The sequence below is a fragment of the Bacteroides sp. M10 genome, from assembly GCF_014334015.1.
GTDB lineage: Bacteria > Bacteroidota > Bacteroidia > Bacteroidales > Bacteroidaceae > Bacteroides > Bacteroides intestinigallinarum.
Genome location: NZ_CP060488.1, coordinates 1261904 through 1281555, shown reverse-complemented (window position 1 = coordinate 1281555; position 19652 = coordinate 1261904). Strand labels below are relative to the sequence as shown.

11 protein-coding genes are annotated in these 19652 nt (G+C 43.3%); 5 read left to right on the top strand and 6 right to left on the bottom strand.

Annotated features, from left to right (window positions below; genetic code table 11):
* Positions 1-19: 19 nt before the first annotated feature.
* The 6 genes from H8796_RS04840 to H8796_RS04815 form a co-directional block, all read right to left on the bottom strand.
* Positions 20-400, bottom strand: coding sequence for a hypothetical protein (locus tag H8796_RS04840; protein ID WP_007757599.1), 381 nt, complete (start codon positions 398-400; stop codon positions 20-22).
* A gap of 35 nt (positions 401-435) precedes the next feature.
* A complete protein-coding gene (locus tag H8796_RS04835; RefSeq protein WP_117932630.1) occupies positions 436-2058 on the bottom strand; it encodes a SusD/RagB family nutrient-binding outer membrane lipoprotein in 1623 nt (540 codons plus the stop codon).
* Between the two features lie 12 nt (positions 2059-2070).
* Positions 2071-5250: a SusC/RagA family TonB-linked outer membrane protein gene (locus H8796_RS04830; RefSeq protein WP_117932632.1), complete on the bottom strand. Its 3180-nt coding sequence runs from the start codon at positions 5248-5250 to the stop codon at positions 2071-2073.
* Positions 5251-5374: 124 nt separating this feature from the next.
* Positions 5375-9442: a two-component regulator propeller domain-containing protein gene (locus H8796_RS04825; protein ID WP_117932634.1), complete on the bottom strand. Its 4068-nt coding sequence runs from the start codon at positions 9440-9442 to the stop codon at positions 5375-5377.
* Positions 9439-9918 carry a pyridoxamine 5'-phosphate oxidase family protein gene (locus H8796_RS04820; protein WP_117932636.1) on the bottom strand — a complete coding sequence of 160 codons (480 nt, stop codon included), beginning with the start codon at positions 9916-9918 and terminating at the stop codon, positions 9439-9441. Before H8796_RS04820 ends, H8796_RS04825 begins: the two co-directional genes overlap by 4 nt.
* Positions 9919-9935: 17 nt before the next feature.
* Positions 9936-10805 (bottom strand): AraC family transcriptional regulator, encoded by an 870-nt coding sequence (locus tag H8796_RS04815; protein ID WP_009001220.1) that lies wholly within the window; start codon positions 10803-10805, stop codon positions 9936-9938.
* A gap of 268 nt (positions 10806-11073) precedes the next feature.
* Here H8796_RS04815 and H8796_RS04810 point away from each other — a divergent pair, with 268 nt between their 5' ends.
* From H8796_RS04810 to H8796_RS04790, 5 genes are read left to right on the top strand one after another with little or no spacing between them, the layout of a single operon-like run.
* On the top strand, positions 11074-14130 hold the full coding sequence (locus H8796_RS04810) for a TonB-dependent receptor (protein ID WP_117932638.1): 3057 nt from the start codon (positions 11074-11076) through the stop codon (positions 14128-14130).
* Between the two features lie 11 nt (positions 14131-14141).
* Positions 14142-15665: a RagB/SusD family nutrient uptake outer membrane protein gene (locus H8796_RS04805; RefSeq protein ID WP_009001218.1), complete on the top strand. Its 1524-nt coding sequence runs from the start codon at positions 14142-14144 to the stop codon at positions 15663-15665.
* A 27-nt stretch (positions 15666-15692) separates the two neighbouring features.
* Positions 15693-16649 (top strand): hypothetical protein, encoded by a 957-nt coding sequence (locus H8796_RS04800; RefSeq protein WP_009001217.1) that lies wholly within the window; start codon positions 15693-15695, stop codon positions 16647-16649.
* Between the two features lie 4 nt (positions 16650-16653).
* The gene (locus tag H8796_RS04795) at positions 16654-18126 is read left to right on the top strand and encodes a cellulase family glycosylhydrolase (RefSeq protein ID WP_009001216.1); all 1473 of its coding nucleotides are present in this window, start codon (positions 16654-16656) and stop codon (positions 18124-18126) included.
* Between the two features lie 2 nt (positions 18127-18128).
* Positions 18129-19646: a hypothetical protein gene (locus H8796_RS04790; protein WP_117932640.1), complete on the top strand. Its 1518-nt coding sequence runs from the start codon at positions 18129-18131 to the stop codon at positions 19644-19646.
* The last annotated feature ends 6 nt before the right edge of the window (positions 19647-19652 follow it).

Genomic DNA, 19652 nt, shown 5'->3' with positions numbered 1-19652 from the left:
CAATTCTAGTTTTAATGGTTTACTCTGTTGCTTCGGTTACTTGGATAATAGCTTCACGGGTGGTTTCCTTAGTCGGCGTCTTTACAATCAGTTCGAGGTGGAAAGTGCCGATAGTCGAAGGAATGTACGTCAATCCTACTCCCTTATGAATTTCCCTTCCATCCAGATACCATGTCCCCTCGCATAGTTCGGCAGGAGTGTATTGTACATTGATGGAAAGCACCTGATTCAATGGAATACTGAATTTACCCAATGTGCCATCCTCCTGCTTGTCCGGCCAGCGGCCTAGTATGCGCGGATATTCGTCAGTAGTCAGTACCGGAGTGTCTATATCGTCGCTGCAACCACTCATGGCAAACAGAGATACCAGCAACGTGCATATAAATATTATTTTCTTCATAATCGTTTTTTCTTTTAGTGTTGATGATCTTAGGTTTATTTGTCCCACCATACCGGTGAATTCCAGTCGTCTTTGCCTCCCATAGCCTGGATGGCAGATTGATAACCTTCCGGATTGTACGAACTTTCAAAGAGCGGGTAGCAGAGACGCAGCGGTGTAGTCTGCGAATCAATCGTCACTGCCCCGTAGTGGGGAGAAGGAAGCAACACCGGAATGTCTGTTCTTCTCCAGTTGGCATATCCTTCGGGGATATTGTTGAAGTGCAGAATCCATAATTGGGTGTTGATAGCAGTAAGCTGTGCATCCAATCCGCTGGCAGGTAGTGAATTAGCCTGTAGATAGGTATCGATGACCTGATCGTCAAAAGTCTTGGCACCGAATTTCTCCAGGAAATGGATGGCTGCGCGTACTCCGTTTTTATAATGGGTGGAAGCGTCGGCACCTGTTGTGATGTCTCCTGCCCAGCGGGCTTTGGCTTCCGCCAGTAATAATTCCGCTTCCGCGTATGTCATAACCACTCCGGGCATATCGCCTTTCAGGAAAATGTTGTTGAGCTGCGGACGGGTAGCTTTGTCCTGCCATTTATTAGTCAGCTTGCTCCAATAACCCTCCGGCCATGTCCCGTTGCTGTACCAGAAATAACCCGGGTTGCAAGGCTGAAACTTGGCAGCTTCCGTATTCTGCATTTCCTCCGTCAGATCCACACGTCCGAATGGATTGTTTGCCGAACTTTCGTCATAGCAACGTCCGAATACAAACTGCCGCGGGTCGGAAGTAGCGTCCAGCTGTTTCCAGAATGTGCTGCAGAGATAAGCCGTAGGATATGCTTCGCGACCTCTCCATAGTTGGGCGAGCCCGTTTCTGCGGAATTCGTTGGATGCCCAGTCCTGAATATCGGTGTAAGCAATCAGGGCATCGTCAGCGGCCGATTGCATCAGACCGGCTTCCTGACCGACAGCTTTGATGGCTTCTGCTTTTGCCAGTTCCGGATCTGCGTTTACGATGCGCATTGCATAGCGCAGGTGCAGGGAGTTGGCAAAACGTTTCCATTTGTCGATATTCCCTTGAAAGATAATATCTCCCGTGACCTTGTCACCACTGGCGGTCAGAGCATCTGCTGCTTCGCCGAGTTCTTTCAGGAAATCCTTGTATATCAGTTCCTGTTTGTCGTAGGCAGGTTTTACGTTACCGGTGATAAAGCCTTTACCCGCTTCGAAGTAAGGGCAGTCGCCGTACATATCCGTCAGTATGGAGAAAAGATATACTTTATAAATACGGGCAACAGAGTGGATGTTCACTTCCCGTTCGTTATCCTTGGTCTTGTCCAGAATGTCGACAATGTTCTTGATGAGTGCCGGGTACATCAGGTTCCATGTGTTTCCCATTTCCGCATCATTTTTGCGATACTGTCCGCCATAGTTGGTGGTGTTCCAGTCGCCCTGCATATATTGTGCGAAAGCAGCCAGATAGAATGGATAGGGCTGGCACATTTGCCAATGTCCCCATGTTTGCAACTGAATCATAGACAGTTGCTGGTTCGGGTCGGTAGAGGATGACTTGGAAGGGTCTGTATTCAGTTCCTCAAAGTCGGTGCAGGCTCCCAGCAGCAGACCGCATATACATAACATACCGAAGGCGATTTTATAGATTGTTTTCATGATTGCTTACTATTAGAATTTTACGTTAACATTGAAACCATAGCTTCTTCTGGATGGCAGCGAGCCGTATTCCAGTCCCATACCCGAGCCGTTGTTGTAGTTGGAGTCCGGGTCGATGTTCGGTACGTTCTTGTAGATGATGAACGGGTTACGTGCCACGAACGATACGGATACGGCATCAAACACCTTGCTGATCCATCTTTTGGGCAGACGGTAAGCCAACGTAATTTCGCGCACCTTTACGTAAGAGTTGTCGTAGATAAACGGAACCGGAGTCTGATCGGCTATATGTTTCCAATATACTTCGGGGTCGACAAACTTCTTGTTTTCCGCGAAACTTCCGTCCGGCATTTCTACCACGCCCTCTACTACATAACCGCCTGTCGCTTCCCAATTGCTTTCTTTCACTCCGGCTTGCAGTCGTTGCTCTTCCGATTCATACCAGCCGTCGCGTCCTGCAAGAGTCGCTTTGTCTTTTCCGGTCATGTAAGAAGAACGGGCGGACATGGAATAGACATCGGCGCCTACCTTAATATCGAAGATGGCAGACAGGGAGATGTCGCGGTAAGTCAGGTTGGTGGTGATACCTCCTGTCCATTTCCAGGTGGCGTTGCCCAGCACTCGCAAGTCTTCCGTCACTTTCGGAAGTCCCGTAGAAGCATCTACGATAATCTGTCCGGCATCATTTCTAAGGAAGTCTTTACCGAGGATGGAACCATAGTTCTCCCCTTCTACGGCAGCTACCTTTACGTTAATCCAACGTGCCGATTCCAATTCAAATTCTTTAATACCTGAAGCTAATCTTTTTACCTTATTACTATTCTTTGAGAAGTTGATATTCAAGTCCCATGAGAAATCTTTCGTCTGTATGGGGCGTGTGTTCAGTGCGATTTCCACTCCTTTGTTCTCTATTTCTCCTGCATTAATCAGCATGGAGTTGTAGCCGGAAGTTCCTGTGGTGTTGAGGCGCATAATCTGGTTACTACTTTTTTGGGTGTAGTAAGTGAAATCCAGTCCGATGCGGTTTTTCAGGAATTTCAGTTCCAGTCCCACTTCGGCAGAGTTGGTCTTGGTCGGTTTCAGGTCTTTGTTCGGAATCGTCGTATTGGCGATTTGAGACAGTGCGTACCCTGAATAGTTTTTGGGAGATAGCTCGTAGGACAGTCCCAATTGGTAAGGATCTGTGTCGCTACCTACCTGTGCCCATGAAACTCTCACTTTACCGTAAGGCAATAGCGTCGGATTGATCTTGAAGAATTCCGAGAACAGGAAACTTCCTGATACCGAGGGGTATAGATAAGTATTGTTTCCCGATGGCAGAGTGGAAGAATGGTCACCGCGTAGCGTGGCGTCGAGGTAGACGAAGTTGCCGTAAGCCAAGTTGATAGAACCATAGAGAGAGTTTATCTGTTTGCGGTAGGTTCCTTCGGTAATCTCTTTGCTTGTGAAGCTTTGCAGAGCAATGACGTCACGCATCACCATCTCTTTGGCAGTTACAATCTGTGTTTTGTTGTCCACTTTATAGAGGTTGCCGCCGATGGTTACTCCATAGTCGAATTTCTTATAACTGTTGTTGTAAATGGCCAGTGCTTCTACGTTATACATTCTGTTTCTGAAATCGCTGATTTGCAACTGTCCCTGTTCAAATCCCGGTGAGGTGGGGGCTGCATAGTCTTGGAAGTTCATGAAGTTGATGTCCGCACCACCGGTAACTTGAATCTTGAAGTGTTCGTTGACGTTGTAACGTACCAGTGCCGAACCCATGAACTTGTCTTTTCCCGATTCATTGGTCATTTCGTTGAGCACCCAGTAAGGGTTGAGGTTCCAAACGTCGCGTCCGTTCCAGTCGTAGTAGTTGCCGTTGGCATCTTTGTAGTTGTCGCGCAGCCATTTCTGGTCGTAGGTGGTTGCCAGAGACATCAGGTTCTTGGCAGGGTTGGCACGGTGGTCAGACAGTGCGGGACGGTTCTTTACGTCTTCACGGGTGTAAGTCACCTTGAAGTCGAGGTCTACTTTCTTGTTGATCGTAGTGTTGGCACGCAGATTCAGCGTGTTACGGCTCATCTTCGTGTTTGGAAGAATGTCTTTGTTGCGCATATCCGTATAAGTGGCGCGGATACCCGTGTCATCTTTCACGGTGCTGACAACGATTGTGTTGGTAGTGGTCATACCGGTTCTGAAGAAACCGTCGATATTGTTGGGAATGACAACATACGGGCGGGTCACTCCGTCGAAATACGTCAGGTTCAGTCCCGGATCAATCTTCGGTCCCCAGTTTTTGTTCGAAGAATACTGGTCGTCCGTACCGTTGATGCGTCCGCCGGTTCCCTGACCGTAGACGTACTGTACATCGTCCCACTTCGTTAATTGTTTCTCGAAAGTAGTGGTACTGTTCAGTTCCACTGCAAATTTCTTTTTGGTACTTGCTTTCTTGGTAGTGATAAGGATCACACCGTGAGAAGCGCGGCTACCGTACAAGGCAGATGCCGCCGGGCCTTTCAATACGGACATGCTTTCAATATCGTCCGGGTTGATGCTGGAGATACCGTCGCCGAGGTCATAACCTCCGTATTGTCCGGCACTGCCATAGTTGCTGTTGTCCAAAGGCACTCCGTCCACCACATAAAGCGGTTGATTGTTTCCCGTCATCTCCGTGCTACCGCGAACGATCACTCTGGACGAACCGGAAGGACCGCCGGCAGTCTGGCTGACAACCAGTCCCGGAATCTTTCCTGCCAGTGAGTTGATGACATTGGTTTCCTTTGCCTTTTCAAGTTCTTCACCTTTCACTTCACCGATGGAATAGCCGAGTGCTTTCCGTTCGCGCTTGATACCCAACGCGGTAACAACTACTTCGTCGATGATTCTGCTGTCTTCTTTCAAGACGATTTTAAGATTGGATTGTCCTTTCACCTGTACTTCTTCCGAACGATAACCTACATAACTGACTATTAATGTAGCGTTTTTGGAAGCGTCGATGCTGAATTGACCGTTGAAGTCGGTAATCACTCCCTGCGAAGTACCTTTAACGGCGATGCTGGCTCCGATTAACGGCTCGCCTTGTTCATCCGTAACAGTACCTTTTACTTTGGTAGTTTGCTGTACAACTTGATGAGTTACTTCGTCTTCCGCATATCCATATATGGGTATGAATAGCAACAGACAGAGAAATAGGGTTAACTGCTTTTTCATCTTAATTAGATTATTTAGATTGTTGATAACATCGCAAATATAGGGTGTTATCGTGTCCGGACGGGTTTGAAAGCTATCGGAATAGGTTGAAAAACTATCGGATTTGCATCTTATTCGCTTTTTTCTAAAGGAATTTGCTTGGAGATACTCCGTAATGCTTCTTAAATACTGTACTAAAGTACTTGGAATCTGTGAAGCCAACCAAAAGAGCGACTTCCTGCACCGGAACCTGTTGTTTTAATAGATTGGCAGCTTCTGTCATGCGTATGAGTTTGATAAATTCGTTAGGCGCCTGCCCTGTCAGGGCTTTCAGTTTTTCGTAGAATATAGTACGGCTTAATGCCAGCTCACGGGAGAGCTGGTTGATGGTGAAATCCGGATTGGCCAGATTTTCAGTAACGAGCTTTGTGCAACGTTCCAAAAACTCTTTGTCCATGGGAGATAGGAGGTTGGCACATTCGGTGTCCTCTTTCTCTTCGCTTTGCCCCGTAGCAGGAATGGAATTGAGCGAATGAGAAAGGAAATACTGCCGCATAATCTTGCGGTTCTGTAATACTCCTTTTATTTTAGTCTTCAGGATCTCCGTGTCGAAAGGCTTGGTGAGATAATCGTCCGCTCCGCTTTCCAATCCTTCGAGGATGGCGTCTTTCTCCGTTTTGGCAGTCAATAGGATGACGGGGATATGCGAGGTGGTGAAGTCCGATTTGAGCTGGCGACACAATTCGTCCCCCTGAATGCCCGGCATCATGACGTCGGAGATAATCAAATCTACTGATGCCCCTTGCAGATATTCTAGTGCGGATTCTCCGTCGGGTTTGTCGATGACGGTGTAGATGGAAGAAAATGTCTTTTTCAGGTAGAAACGCAGATCGTCGTTGTCCTCTACAATCAAGATTCGTTCTTTGTCAGTATGAGTTGTCTGGTTCGGCTCGTTTTCATCGTATCGGTCTGTATGCTGAACGGTTCCTGTTTCCCGGTCTGTATTTACCTCCGGTGATAGTTCGCTGCTATTGTCTTCTGTGGATATATCCGTTAGGAAGGTAGATAGAGGAGATGTTTTCCCCGAAAGGATGTAGCGTGCCAGATGGCGGTTCCCTTTTCGGAAAGTGAGCAGGAAGGTGGAACCTTCGCCCTCGTTGCTGGTAAAAGAGATGTTTCCTTTATGTAGTTTCATCAGGCGACGGGTCAGCAGTAATCCGATGCCGCTTCCGGTTTCTTTGGAGTTGACGGCATTTTCGGCACGGTAGAAATTGGAGAAGATATACCGTTGTGCTTTACGCGGAATACCGATACCGCTGTCTTTGACTTCTACGGTTATCTTTTTATCATTCTGTTCTATTGTGATTGAAATAGTTCCGCCGGCAGGGGTGTACTTCACTGCATTCGATAACAGGTTATCGAATATTTTGTCTGCTTTGTCTTTATCCATCCAAAGTGAGACGGGGACTTCGGGCACTGATAATTCCATCCGGATTTGTTTGCTTTCGCAAAGGGACTGGAAGTTAAGCACTTTTTCCTGCAAGTATGATTTCAAATCGTACTCTGCAACCTGAAGTGTGAGATGTGTTGTGTCTATCTTCTGGAAGTCGAGTAGTTGCGTGATTAAGTTGTATAGCTTTTCCGTATTCTTGCGGGCTATCTGGAGGTATCGTTTCCCTTCTCCGGACAGTCCGTCCTCCTTGCTTAAATCGCTAAGCGGAGCCATGATAAGCGTCACCGGAGTGCGGATGTCATGGGCGGTGTTGATAAAGAACTGTATCTTTTCGGAGAAGTGCTTTTTCTCCATCTTGTTGGCAAAGAAACGCCAGATGAAATAGGTGATGCCTGCCAGCAGGATGATGTATATCAGCCAGGCGATTGCTGTATTCCAGTAAGGCTGCGCAATGTGTATGCGGATGGTTTGCTCGTCCAGTTGTTGTCCGCCGTTTTTGCTCATGCTTTTTACGCGGAACGTATAATGGCCCGGAGGAATATTGGTATAACGGATGCTTAATTCGTTGGTAGGAGCACTCCAGTTTTGTTCGAAACCCTCCAGTTGGTAGCTGTAGTGGATGTCTTGTTGATACTGGTAAGAGACGGAGATAAAGGAAATGAGAAAAGAATTCTCGTTGTATTTCAACTCGATCGTTTTTCCTTCGTTCAGCATCCGGTTGAATTGAATCTTTTTCTCTTCGGTCTTTTCACGTGACTTTTGCGGAACTTCGAAGGAAGTGAACAACAAGGGGGCTTCGTAAAGAGGACGGGTAAAGTTTTCCGGGTTGAAGCGCACGGCGCCGTTGGTACTTCCGTAGACGAAGTCTCCGTTTCTTAGACGGGTGTAGGACATGAAGTTAAATTCATTTGCCAGTCCGTCGAGGAAGCCGATGTTGGTTATTGCGGGAGAGGGGGAGGTGGTGATGTAGGCCAGTCCCTTGTCTGTGCTAAGCCATAGGTGTCCTTTGTTGTCGGGAAGGATGCTGTATATATAGTTGGAAGGAAGGCCGTTTGCTGTGGAGTAGGTGACGGCTTTGCCTGTTTTCAGGTCTAATAAGTTGATGCCTCCTCCGTCTGTACCGAACCACACTTTGTCGGGGGTGGGGAAATACATGGAGTAGATGAAGCTGTTGCTCCGGGTGTCGGCATTGGAGGGGGAGGTGAAATATTGTTTGAAATTGCCGGTTTGTTTGTTCAACAGGTAGAGCCCGTTGGCCGTGGCAAGGGCTATCGTGTCTTTGCCGACTGTGGTTATCGAGTTGATGAGCGTAATGCCGTAGGAAGCGAACTGTTCCGCTTTCCCTGCTTGAGACGGGGTATATCGGATGAGGTTGCCATACATGCCGCCAAACCATAGATCCTTGTTGTTGTCTTCTACGATTGAGTAAATGTAGTTTGTGGTCAATGTACCGGGACGTTCGGTGGTGAGATGCTGGCGGATGCCTGTATGTTTGTTGAGGCAGTAGACGCCTGTGCCGTAACCTCCGGTCCATACATTTCCGTTTTCATCGTTACAGAGAGTCAGGAATACGTTTTCTTTCAGGAAGTGTTTCCAGGCGCCGGACTTTAGCAGGTGTACACTGATTCCCTGGTTGGTGGCATACCATAGGTCGCCTTCATGATCTTCGAGGATAGCGTTGACGTGGTTGTTTATGAGTGATTGCGGGTTTTTGTATTCATGTTGGGTAAGTTCGAAGAGATATTTCTTCGGATTGGCGTAGGCTACACCTCCTGTATAACTGCCGATCCATAGGTTGGAAGAACTGTCTTTGCAGAGGGCATAAATGCCGTTTCCTTTCAGTTCTCCTTCTTCTTCCAGGTTCGCATTGAGGAAGGACCAGGAGTGTCCGGCATCACGGGTGGCTGCATAGACTCCTGCTCCGTCTACTCCCAGTAATAATGTTTGTGGGTCGTAGGGGATGATGGAACGGTAGGGGAGATGTGGCAGCTTGTTCAGTGATTCGTTCGACAGGAAATCTCCGGTACGGGTATCCTGCACTTTTACTCCGGAATTGAAAGTTCCTATCCAGAGCAAATGGGTTGCGGGATCGTAGAAAACGGACTGGATGTAACATTCGGGCAATAGGGTGGTAATTGTTCCATTCTGCTGATTGCGTTTATACAATCCTTCGGTAGTGGCGATATACAGGGTTTCGTCGGATGGTGAGAAATGGATGGTGTTGATGCATTTCTTTTTTAATATATTCTCTATGTGCCGGTTGGTGTTGTCGTAGCAGAACAAACCGTTTTTTAGTCCGAACCAGAAGCGGTCGGATGAGTCGATGAAGAGATTGTTGAGGAGTATTCCGTTTTTCATTAGTTCCGCTACGTCAATCTCCAGCGTGAAGGCGTCGGAGATGGGATCATATTTGAATACTTTACCGGCACTTGTATATGCCCGGAGTGTTTCGTGTGAGTCTTTCGTGAGGTAGATCATACGTCCGGCTCCGTCAACGATGATGTCTTCGCCGAAAAGGCTGTAGTTTTTTACGGTTCTTCCGTTGAAGCAGTCCACCCCTGAACGGGTAGAAATCCAGATGAAGCCTTTCTTATCTTCGAGGATGGAGAATACGCGCTGGTTGCTTAATCCTTCCTTGGTGGTGAGGTATTGATAGGTAAAAGAGTGGCTGTTTACCTGCTTTTCTGATTGTGCGAAAATGGAAAGGGCAGGTAACAGAAGGAAGATGGTCAACAGGCAGAGAGCCGGAAAACGTTTCATGGCTTTTCGTTGGCTCGCAAACCGAAGACTTTTCCCGTCATCTGCTCGATGGGCACTTGCCATACTTTGACATTGCGCACGGCAGGTTCGGAATAGTTGAACTCGCTATCCGTGTAATGACGCATGATAATATCCAATACCCGGCGTTTTTCATCCATATCTTCTATGAATGTCACTTTGCCACGGCACATGGCGCTTTCGGAACGCATACTGTAACTGCACGCTACTTTCTCGTGCTGATATACGAGTTTATGACCGACGCTGAAAGTGATGCAGACATTATTATTATGTTCCAACATCTCCAACTTGCTGCCTTCGGGACCCGAATGAAGGTATAGGATGCCATTCTCATAACCGAAATTCATCGGAACTACGTAGGGATTACCTTCTAAATCTGTGAAACCTACAAAGCAGGCATCGCAATGAAGGATAATGGACTCGATTCGTTGTTTGTCTTCGATAATGACAGTTTTCATAGATATAAATGATATTTTTAGAATTTAGTAATGGTTTTATGTACTCCAATACGGTAATCGGTTGGAGTTTGATTTTTGTATTTCTTGAAAATACGATTGAAATTCGAGAGGTTTGAAAAACCACATTCGAAAGCGATATCTGCCACACTTTGTGTTGTTTCAGCTAGCAAACGGGAAGCGTAACCGATTCGTACATCAGTGAGATAGGTGATGAAACTCCGGTTTGTACGTTTTTTGAAGAAGTGGCTGATTGCTGATTCCGACATATTCACTAATTCGGCTATTTCTTTAAGGGTAATATCCTTTTTGAAATTGACTTCAATATACTTGCAGATTTTCTCTATCCGTCGACTACGAGACTCCCGGACAAGGAGTGAACTGTCATAAGAGGCACTAGTGAGTAATCTCTGTTCATCTGCAATGGATAAATCATAGAGAATACTGTAAAACTCTAATGCCGTATTGAAACCGCGGGCATTACTCAAATTCAGCAATCGCTCTTTGACTCGTTCAAAGGTTTTTCCTGTGTAGACAATACCTCTGGTCGAACGGATTAGTAATTCTCTGATAGGTTCGAATACTCTTTTATTAAGGAGAAACGAATTGTACATTTGCTCATGAAATTGTATGGTGATAACCTGCGTTTCATCCAAAGTAGGAGCTTTCCATTTATGAGGTAATCCGGGACCAAGTAATACAAGGTCGCAATTTTCAAAGTCTTCAATCGAGTCTCCTATGATTCTTTTTCCTGAAGTATTCATAACCAGATTTAATTCATAATCAGAATGAAAATGAATTGGATAATCAAATTTAGCCTTCGGATTATTCAGGAGCACGAATAAATCTTCATCAGTTAAAGGTGTTACTTCACATTGTATAGTTCCCATAATGTATCGTGTTTGGCTTGATTGAATGCAAAGTTATCAATAATTTCAATATAATATCAATAAAAAACAAAATAATATTATAGTGGTATTTATAATATGCAATTTGTAAAGCTTTGATATATAGTGGTTTATTGTTTTATTGGATTTTTTTGTTCAAGAAAGTATTATAAATCAGCATAAAAAGTGAATTCTAATTGTACTTAACCTCATATATTTGCCCCGAATTCTATAATCAACATGTATAAGTGTTAACTTAAAGTGGATATATATGAAAAAGGTATTTATGTGTATGATTCCATTGCTGATTTTTGCAATGGGGGTCTTTGCTCAAACAATTGATTTGAGTGGGACAGTAAAGGATGATAAAGGGGAGCCTATACCTGGAGCAAGTATTCTTGTAAAAGGGACACAAAATGGAGCTCTTTCTAATGTGAATGGGGAATTTTCCATTGTTGTAAAGAAGGGACAAACGCTGGTATGTAGTTTTATTGGTTATGTGGCAGAACAGGCGATCGTTAATCAGTCACGAATAAATTTTGTATTGAGGGAAGATGTGGCGCAGTTGAATGAGGTTGTAGTTGTGGGTTATGGTGGTGTGAAGAAGGGAGATTTGACAGGTTCTGTTTCCACAATAAAAATGGATAAACTGGAAGATTTGCCTGCTAACAATTCAGTTTTCAGTTCTTTGCAGGGAAGGGTTGCCGGTTTGCAAATCGTGAATTCAGGGCAAGGGCCGGGCAGTAATCCTGCATTTATCGTTCGTGGTATTAGTTCAATTAATGGAACGCAGTCTCCATTGGTAGTAGTAGATGGTTTCCCTTTGGGAGAGGGGGCAGACTTAAAGCAGATTAATCCGGCTGATATTGCCGATATAGTAGTGCTGAAAGATGCCTCATCTACTTCTATTTATGGTTCTCGCGGAGCTAATGGAGTGATTATGGTAACTACAAGAAAGGCAGGTAAGGGCACTACTCATATTAATTTCTCACATCAGACAATCATTTCACAATTCTCATCCAAACTGAATTTGTGGCGTGACCCTGTATTGATGGCACAACTGGATAATGAATCAAGAGTGAATGCCGGGCAGTTGCCTTTGTATGTCGGAAGAACTGATAATGGTACATATTATCCTTCTGTAGAAGAAATTTCAAGTGGAGCATGGCCTTATTTCACGCGTTGGGATGATGAAATTTTGCGTACTCCTGTTACAAATAACACGTCGCTTTCTATTAGTGGTGCAAATGACAAACTGATTTATAATTTAAGTGTGAACTATTTCGATGATCGAGGGACGTATATTAAGGATAATTATCGTAAACTATCTGCAAAGTTGGATGTAGACTATAAAGCTTTTAAGAACTTTTCTATTCGTACATCTAATATTTTATCAAAGAACTGGAGAAATGCAAATAGTGGAGATATAGGTAGAAATCCCCTGTTCCCGGTTTATGATGAAGAAGGGAATTATTATCAATCCAGTCCTACGGATTATGGTAATCCGATTGCTTTAGCCAATACTGTCAAAAACAAAAATCAGGGGATGGATGTACTTTCTTCTTGGTTGGCGACATGGGAAATAATAGATGGATTGACATGGAAAGGTCAACTAAATTATAAGTATGGTACAACGGTGAACGACCTGTACAATCCTAAGAAGTATACAGAAGATGGTACTTTCAATAATGGTCATGCTTATATTGGCAATTGGTATGGGCAGGATGTTATTCCTGAAACTTATCTGACTTATGATAGAATGTTAGGAATGCATGGGCATTTAACTGCAATGGCAGGTTATTCATATAAGTATAGTATGGAGCGTTCTTCTGCTTTGGATAGCTATGATTTTGTGAATGAGTCGTTGGGTAATGAAAATATCGGAGCCGGAAATCCGCAAAAGAATCAGGTTTCTAATGGATTTTCAGAATCAGAACTTGTCTCTTACTATGGAAAGATCAACTTTTCATGGATGGATAAGTATTTGCTTACTGCTACTTTCCGTTCAGATGGTTCTTCTAAGTTTGGTGATAATAACAAATGGGCTAGTTTCCCTTCAGGAGCGTTGGCTTGGAAGTTGCATAATGAGAAGTTCATGTCTAATCTGAAGTTTATTAATGAGGCAAAATTACGTGCTAGCTATGGTATTTCTGGAAACCAAGGGATTGCTCCTTATCAGACATTAAGTCGTTATGGAAATGAAAAATATTATGATAACGGTGCATGGAATACGGCTATCGGACCTGGTTATGTGATTGGATCTTATGGTTCAGACGGACGATACAAGTATTGGGGAGGGATTCCTAATAAGGATTTGAAATGGGAAACTACCCGTCAACTGAATTTCGGATTTGATGTGACTTTGCTGGATAATCGTATTCGTTTGGTATTCGACTGGTATAAGAAGCATACTTTTGATTTGTTGCGTCAGCGTTATTTGCCTTTGTCTTCGGGTTATGACAAAATGTGGGTGAATGATGGTGAGGTTCAGAATCGTGGTTTTGAGTTTACGATTGATGCTGATGTTGTACGTACAAAAGATTTCTCTTTTAATTCTACATTTATTTTCTCCCGCAATAGAAGTAAGGTCTTGAGCTTGGGAAGTGTGGCGTCATCAGGATTGAATGTGGATCCGAATACGGGTATGCAATACGAGTTTACAGGAGCTACACTTACTGAACAACCTGTAGGTAGCGTAAATATCCTTGCAGTGGGTCAGCCGTTAAATGTGTTTTATGGTTATAAGACAAATGGAATTATTCAATCCAATGCCGAAGGTATTGAGGCGGGGATGAGTGGTGATGAAGCGAAAGCCGGTGAATTGAAATACATGGATATTAATAATGATAGAGTGGTGGATGAAAAGGATCGCACAATCATCGGTAATCCGAATCCTGATTTTACAGCCAGTTTGAATTTGAGTTTTAAATATAAGAAATTTGATTTGTCGATTTTCTTAAATGGAGTATTTGGTAATGATGTGCTTTATCAATATGGAATGACTAATCCTGCCACAATGCCTTTACGCTGGACAGTTGATAATCCGAACAATGAATATCCGAGTTTGCGCCAGAACCGCACTCCGAAAGTTTCCGACTGGTTTGTACGCGATGGCTCGTTTGTGAGAATTCAGGATATAAACTTTGGTTATACATTTGACCATCTTTGTAAAGGTGTCTCCAGCCTTCGTCTGTATGGTTCGATTAATAATCTGTATACCTTCACTTCATTCGACGGATACGATCCGGAAGTTGGACTGGATGGTATTTACTGGGGAGGTTATCCGCGTTTCCGCAAGTTTACTCTAGGTATGAACATTACTTTTTAAATTCTAGCATTATGAGAACTAAAATACTATCTATATTTCTATGGAGCACTCTGATGGTCGGAGTTGTGTCCTGCGATTTAAGTGAATCGCCTTACGGATTTTATTCAGAAAAGAATTTTTATAAAACTCCTGAAGATGCAGAGTCTGCATTAATGTATGCTTATAATGCACTTACCTTTCTGGAGTATTCACGGGGAATATATTATATCGGCGAAGCTGCTTCTGAAACGGTCAGTTTGAAATCTGGTGAAGATGCCAATAACCCTGGTGCGCAAGCTTTAGATGAGTGGAAAATATCAGATAATGCCAATAATCAGACTTTACAGATATATTTCAAGTATTGTTATATTGCCATTAATCGGGCTAATGCCGTGATATATAACGTGGAACAGAGCGAACTGCCGAAAGAAGTTAAAGACAGAATACTTGGAGAAGCTTATTTTTTGCGTGCATATAATCACTTTAATTTGGTGAAGGTATTCGGCCTGGTTCCTATGCAGAAAGAGATGGTACAGACTGTGAGCGGCACAACTCCTTCCATGGCTAAATCGATGGATGATATATATAATTTTATGCTGGAAGATTTGAAGCAGGCAGAATCATTACTGGATTATACTCAAAAGACTGGACGTGCCAATAGAGCGGCAGCTCAAGGATTGATGGCTAAACTTTATTTGACCGCTGCTTCATCCAAGGAAAGCGGAGTAGCCAACTATACGGAAATGGCTGCTTCGGTGGAAGATTTGTATGCGAATGCAGCCACTTGTGCAAAGAATGTATTGGATGCTTCGCAAAGAGGTGAGTGCAATTTTGGACTCTCGGAGAATTTGGCGGATATATATGATGTAAACAAGCCTGACGGACCGGAACATGTCTTTATTATGTCAATGGATCGTACAGGTCTTAATGAGGGTAATTATTCTAAGATAGGAATGCTTTTCCTGCCATATAATAATGGAGGCAACTTTTATGTGAAAGCAGGCTCCTCTCTTTATCCTTCCCACTACGGGTTTGAGGTGTTCCCTACCAATATGGCATTTTATCGTACCTACGATGAAACTGATAAGCGTCGTACAGACCTGATTAATACCGAGATTTATAATGCTGACGGTTCGGTATATGCCACTTCGGCTTATCCGTATACTTTGAAATATACTGACCCTGATCAAGTGACGGGTAATACCGGTGATAAGTCAAGTGTAAAACCTTACTTGCTTCGTTTTTCGGATATTGCTTTGATGTATGTAGAGGCTAAGGGAAGTGATGATGGGGCCTGGTTACAAAGAATTCGTGCGCGTGCTGGACTGGGTAATATTCCGACTCCTGCATCGGTGTCTGAATTCCGTGATATGGTTGTCCGGGAACGTGCGTGGGAGCTTGCTTTTGAGGGGAATCGCCTGTATGATTTACGACGGAAGGCAATGGTGACTAAAGTGGATCCTAATGCGAAGAGTGCAGGTATTACAGAAGCAGAAGCCGCATTCTATCCTATACCTCAACGAGAAGTGGATTTAAATCCTAATTTACGTAATTGATTCGTTTAATTTTAATGGAGTAATCATATGAAAGTACTACAATATATATATTGGCTTATTGTTTCCGCTTTTTTGCTGGGAGCTTGCCAGGTCAATCCATTGGATGAGGTGGAAGAAGGTGACTGGAATAAAGAGAGAAGAATATTGGGATTAACTTTTGAGAATCAGGCGGGAGATGCTACTATCAGCTTAAATGTAGATGATCCTACAAAAGGTACGGTTGAAGTGACAATTGTGAATCCAGACTTTTCACAGGCAATCAAAATTAAAAAGATGGAAGTTTCTTATAAAGCTTCTTCTTCTGTCAATTCCGGCGATGCGTTGAATTTCGATCCTGTCAGCCATTCTGCAACAATAATTGTAACGGCTGTGTCTGGCGAGAAGCGGGAGTATACGGTTCGGGTAACTCCATTGGTAGAATCACTTGTTGGAAAATGGGAGATTCACGAATTGGATGTATTTGGAGGAACAGGTCCTTATTATGGAGGTGTTGACTTTGTGAATCTGTCATCTGATCCATCTTGGTGGAATGAGCAGACCGGAGTGAAAGCAGAGCTTGATAATACGCTTGAATTTACTTTTGAGGGAATTACCGAAAACGGACAGACGTATGGAACTTGTATCCATGATGCAGGTGTGGATGGTAAATTTGCCGATTTTATTTGGGCCGGAGGTTTGCCGGATGGGCAAACTGTGATTGATGTGAATTATAATTATAGGAAAGTACCACAGGGTACAAGCCATTGGGTGCGTGACTATACTACGGAAACCGTAACGTTTACAAAAGGTGATAAAACGTATGTTGCCAGTTTGGTGAACAGTGGAGATATTGTGTATTGGGGTAAGACTCTTACCATACAGGATAGTGCTTTGAAATTTGGCAATCTGAAATCGGCTGGTGATTGGGGACCAATTTACTCTGCTTATGATAAGATAGTCTATGCTCCTTGGGATTTCTATGTTCAAATCAGAAAAAAACAATGATTTTATGAAAGTTCTGTTACAAATATTATTTCTGTTGTTTTGTATCGGCTGTCAGAAGCCGGTACAAAATGCGGAAGTGATTTTCAGGATAAACAAAGATAGTATTATCAGCACTTCTTATTTAGGTAATGGGGTACAATGGGACCCTTACCAGTTGGATTATGGAAATGGGCGTGTTACCATTTCCGAGTCAGACTGGAATAAACTTTATGCACGTCTTGATCACATGCGTCCCCAGTTTATCCGGATGATGGTGTATACTACAGATTATCTGAAGAATGGGAAACTGGATGAGATGTATGATTTCGATCAGGTCAGTAAAATTCTTACCTATTGCCAGGAACGGGGTATTACTGTGATGATGGGTGACTGGGGAGGTAGAATGGTGGATCCGGTAACTAACCGGATTGATACTTTCATGCTTTCTAATGCAGCACGTTATGCAGATTTTCTGGTCAACCGTAAAGGATATGATTGCATCAAATACTATAATATGATAAATGAACCGAATGGTGACTGGTCCTCTAATCAGGCCAATTATGATCTTTGGGCACGGGCCATTCGTTATTTTGACCGCCGGATGCATGATTACGGACTTGCTGATAAAGTGGGATTGGCCGGGCCGGATGCTGCTATTTGGGATCAATCGGAAGCTTGGTGGATAGACAGTTGTGCTACCCGGTTTAATGAGGCTATTAAACTTTATGATATTCATACGTATCCTCCAAAGTCGACTGTTAATTCTGGGGAGTATTCGAAGATAATTCGTGCTTATAAAGAAAGAGTACCTCAAGGAAGTCAAATTATTATGGGGGAGATCGGATTGAAATTTTTAAAAACAGATACTTTGTTAGAAAAGGAGAATAACGAACGTATTTCCAAAGTTCCACACGCTTCGCGTGAGGACTCGCAGATGTTTGTCTATGATCATTTCTATGGGATCGATATGGCAGATGCGTTGTTTCAGACTATGAATGAAGGATTTTCTGGAGCCTTGATTTGGATGTTGGATGATGCTATGCACTCTAAGACAGAGGAAGGACCTGACAAATTGAAAATATGGGGGTTCTGGAATATCTTGGGTGAAGAATATTTTGGTGGCGCTAAGGAAGAAGAGGTTCGTCCTTCTTATTATGCCTGGTCGCTTTTGTCTAAATATATACCGAAAGGAAGTACTGTTTATGCGGTAGAGACGGGAGAAGATAAAGGAGTTCGTGCCGTTGCAGTAGAGCATAAAGGAAAATATACTATTGGAGTAGTTAATGTTTCCGGTCAAGAGAGAACTGTTTTATTCAAGAGTAACTCATTGCCTGTCTTGGAAGATATTCGTCAGTACAATTATATTGAGAATGAAATATTGAAGGAGGGTGATTGTAAGCAGTTACCGAATGTTACGGGAATAAAGCTAAATCTGGAAAAAGGTTTATTTCTTGAATTACCGACGGATGGATTAGTGGTTTATACAAATATGGAATAGGTATGAAGAATATAATAAAAGGATTGATATGTTTGGTTCTGTTTTTATCCGGTTGTGGTAAAGACAATGGAGGTGATACTCCTCCGGTTCCGAAACCGGATGTGAATACATTGTTGGTAACCCAAAAAGTATTAACGAATTCTTATTTGGGGAATGGGCCTCAATGGGGTGGGTATGATATTGTAAATGCATGGACAGGAAATGCTACCCTATCTGAACAGGATTGGAATACGCTCTTCAAGAGAGTCTCTTTTATGCGTCCTTCCTTAATTAGAATAATGGTGTCTCAGGGGTGGAACTACATGAATGGTGAAGTATACAGTCCGGAAAAAAGTGACCCGGTTCTGGGTAAGATATTGTCTTATTGTCAGGAGAAAGGCATTACGGTGCAGTTGGGTGAATGGGGACATGTAGGTGGCTCTGGTATTGATGCGACATGGGTGGATCATGCAACTGATTTTCTTTCTTATTTGGTTAAAGAGAAGGGGTTTACTTGCATCAAGTATTACACAATAGTCAATGAACCTAATGGAGACTGGTCTTCTACTGTAGGAAGTTATCCATTATGGAAGAATATAATTCAGCAGTTTTATAGAAAAATGAACGAAAAGCAACTCACAGATAAGGTCAAAATCATGGGACCGGATGTTGCCATCTGGAGCATTGCAGAGACTTCTTGGGTTGTGAATACGCGCAACGAACTGGCTGAAGAGGTAAAGGCATTTGATATACATGCTTATCCTAATAATGACGATGTTCATACAACTTCTTTTTTACAGTTATTGAAAGCCTATAAAGCAGCTTCTAATCTTGATGCTCCTATCATTATGGGGGAATTAGGATTTAAATATTCAGCGACCTCCTCGTTAGGTAAAGCCAATGCCAGCCGTATCAAGGCCGATCCATTTGCTGCTGATGACTCACAAATGCATGTATATGATGCTTTCTACGGAATAGATATGGCGGATGCGACGATTCAGGTAATGCTGGCAGGCTTTGGCGGAGTGACTTATTGGGATTTGGATGATGCTATGTATAATGATGACGGGAGTTCTTCTTCAACCAAGTTGAAACGATGGGGATTTTGGAATATTCTGGGAAGTGAGAAATTCCATAATCCGGATGATGAAAAGATACGTCCGTGGTTCTATACCACTTCTTTACTTTGTCGTTATTTTCCATCGGGGAGTACGATTTATGACGTGACATTACCTAAACCTGTGAAATCTGGCCTGCGCGCTATTGCGGGAATGAGGAATGGGAAAGTGACTATTGCTATTGTGAACTCCAGTACTAATGATTATTTATTCAATCTAGGTATGGAAAATGGAGCACTATTACAAGGAATAAAAACCTATAAATATCAATCTCAACAAGGCGCTCACTTTATTGGTACAGTGGATGCGGATGGTTTTGCTTCTCCTGTAGATGCAGGTGAAACAGTCGATCTTAGTGGTGGAAAACTAAGAGAGATTAATTTGCCAGCGCAATCTTTTATGTTACTCACTAATATGGAGTAAGAATAA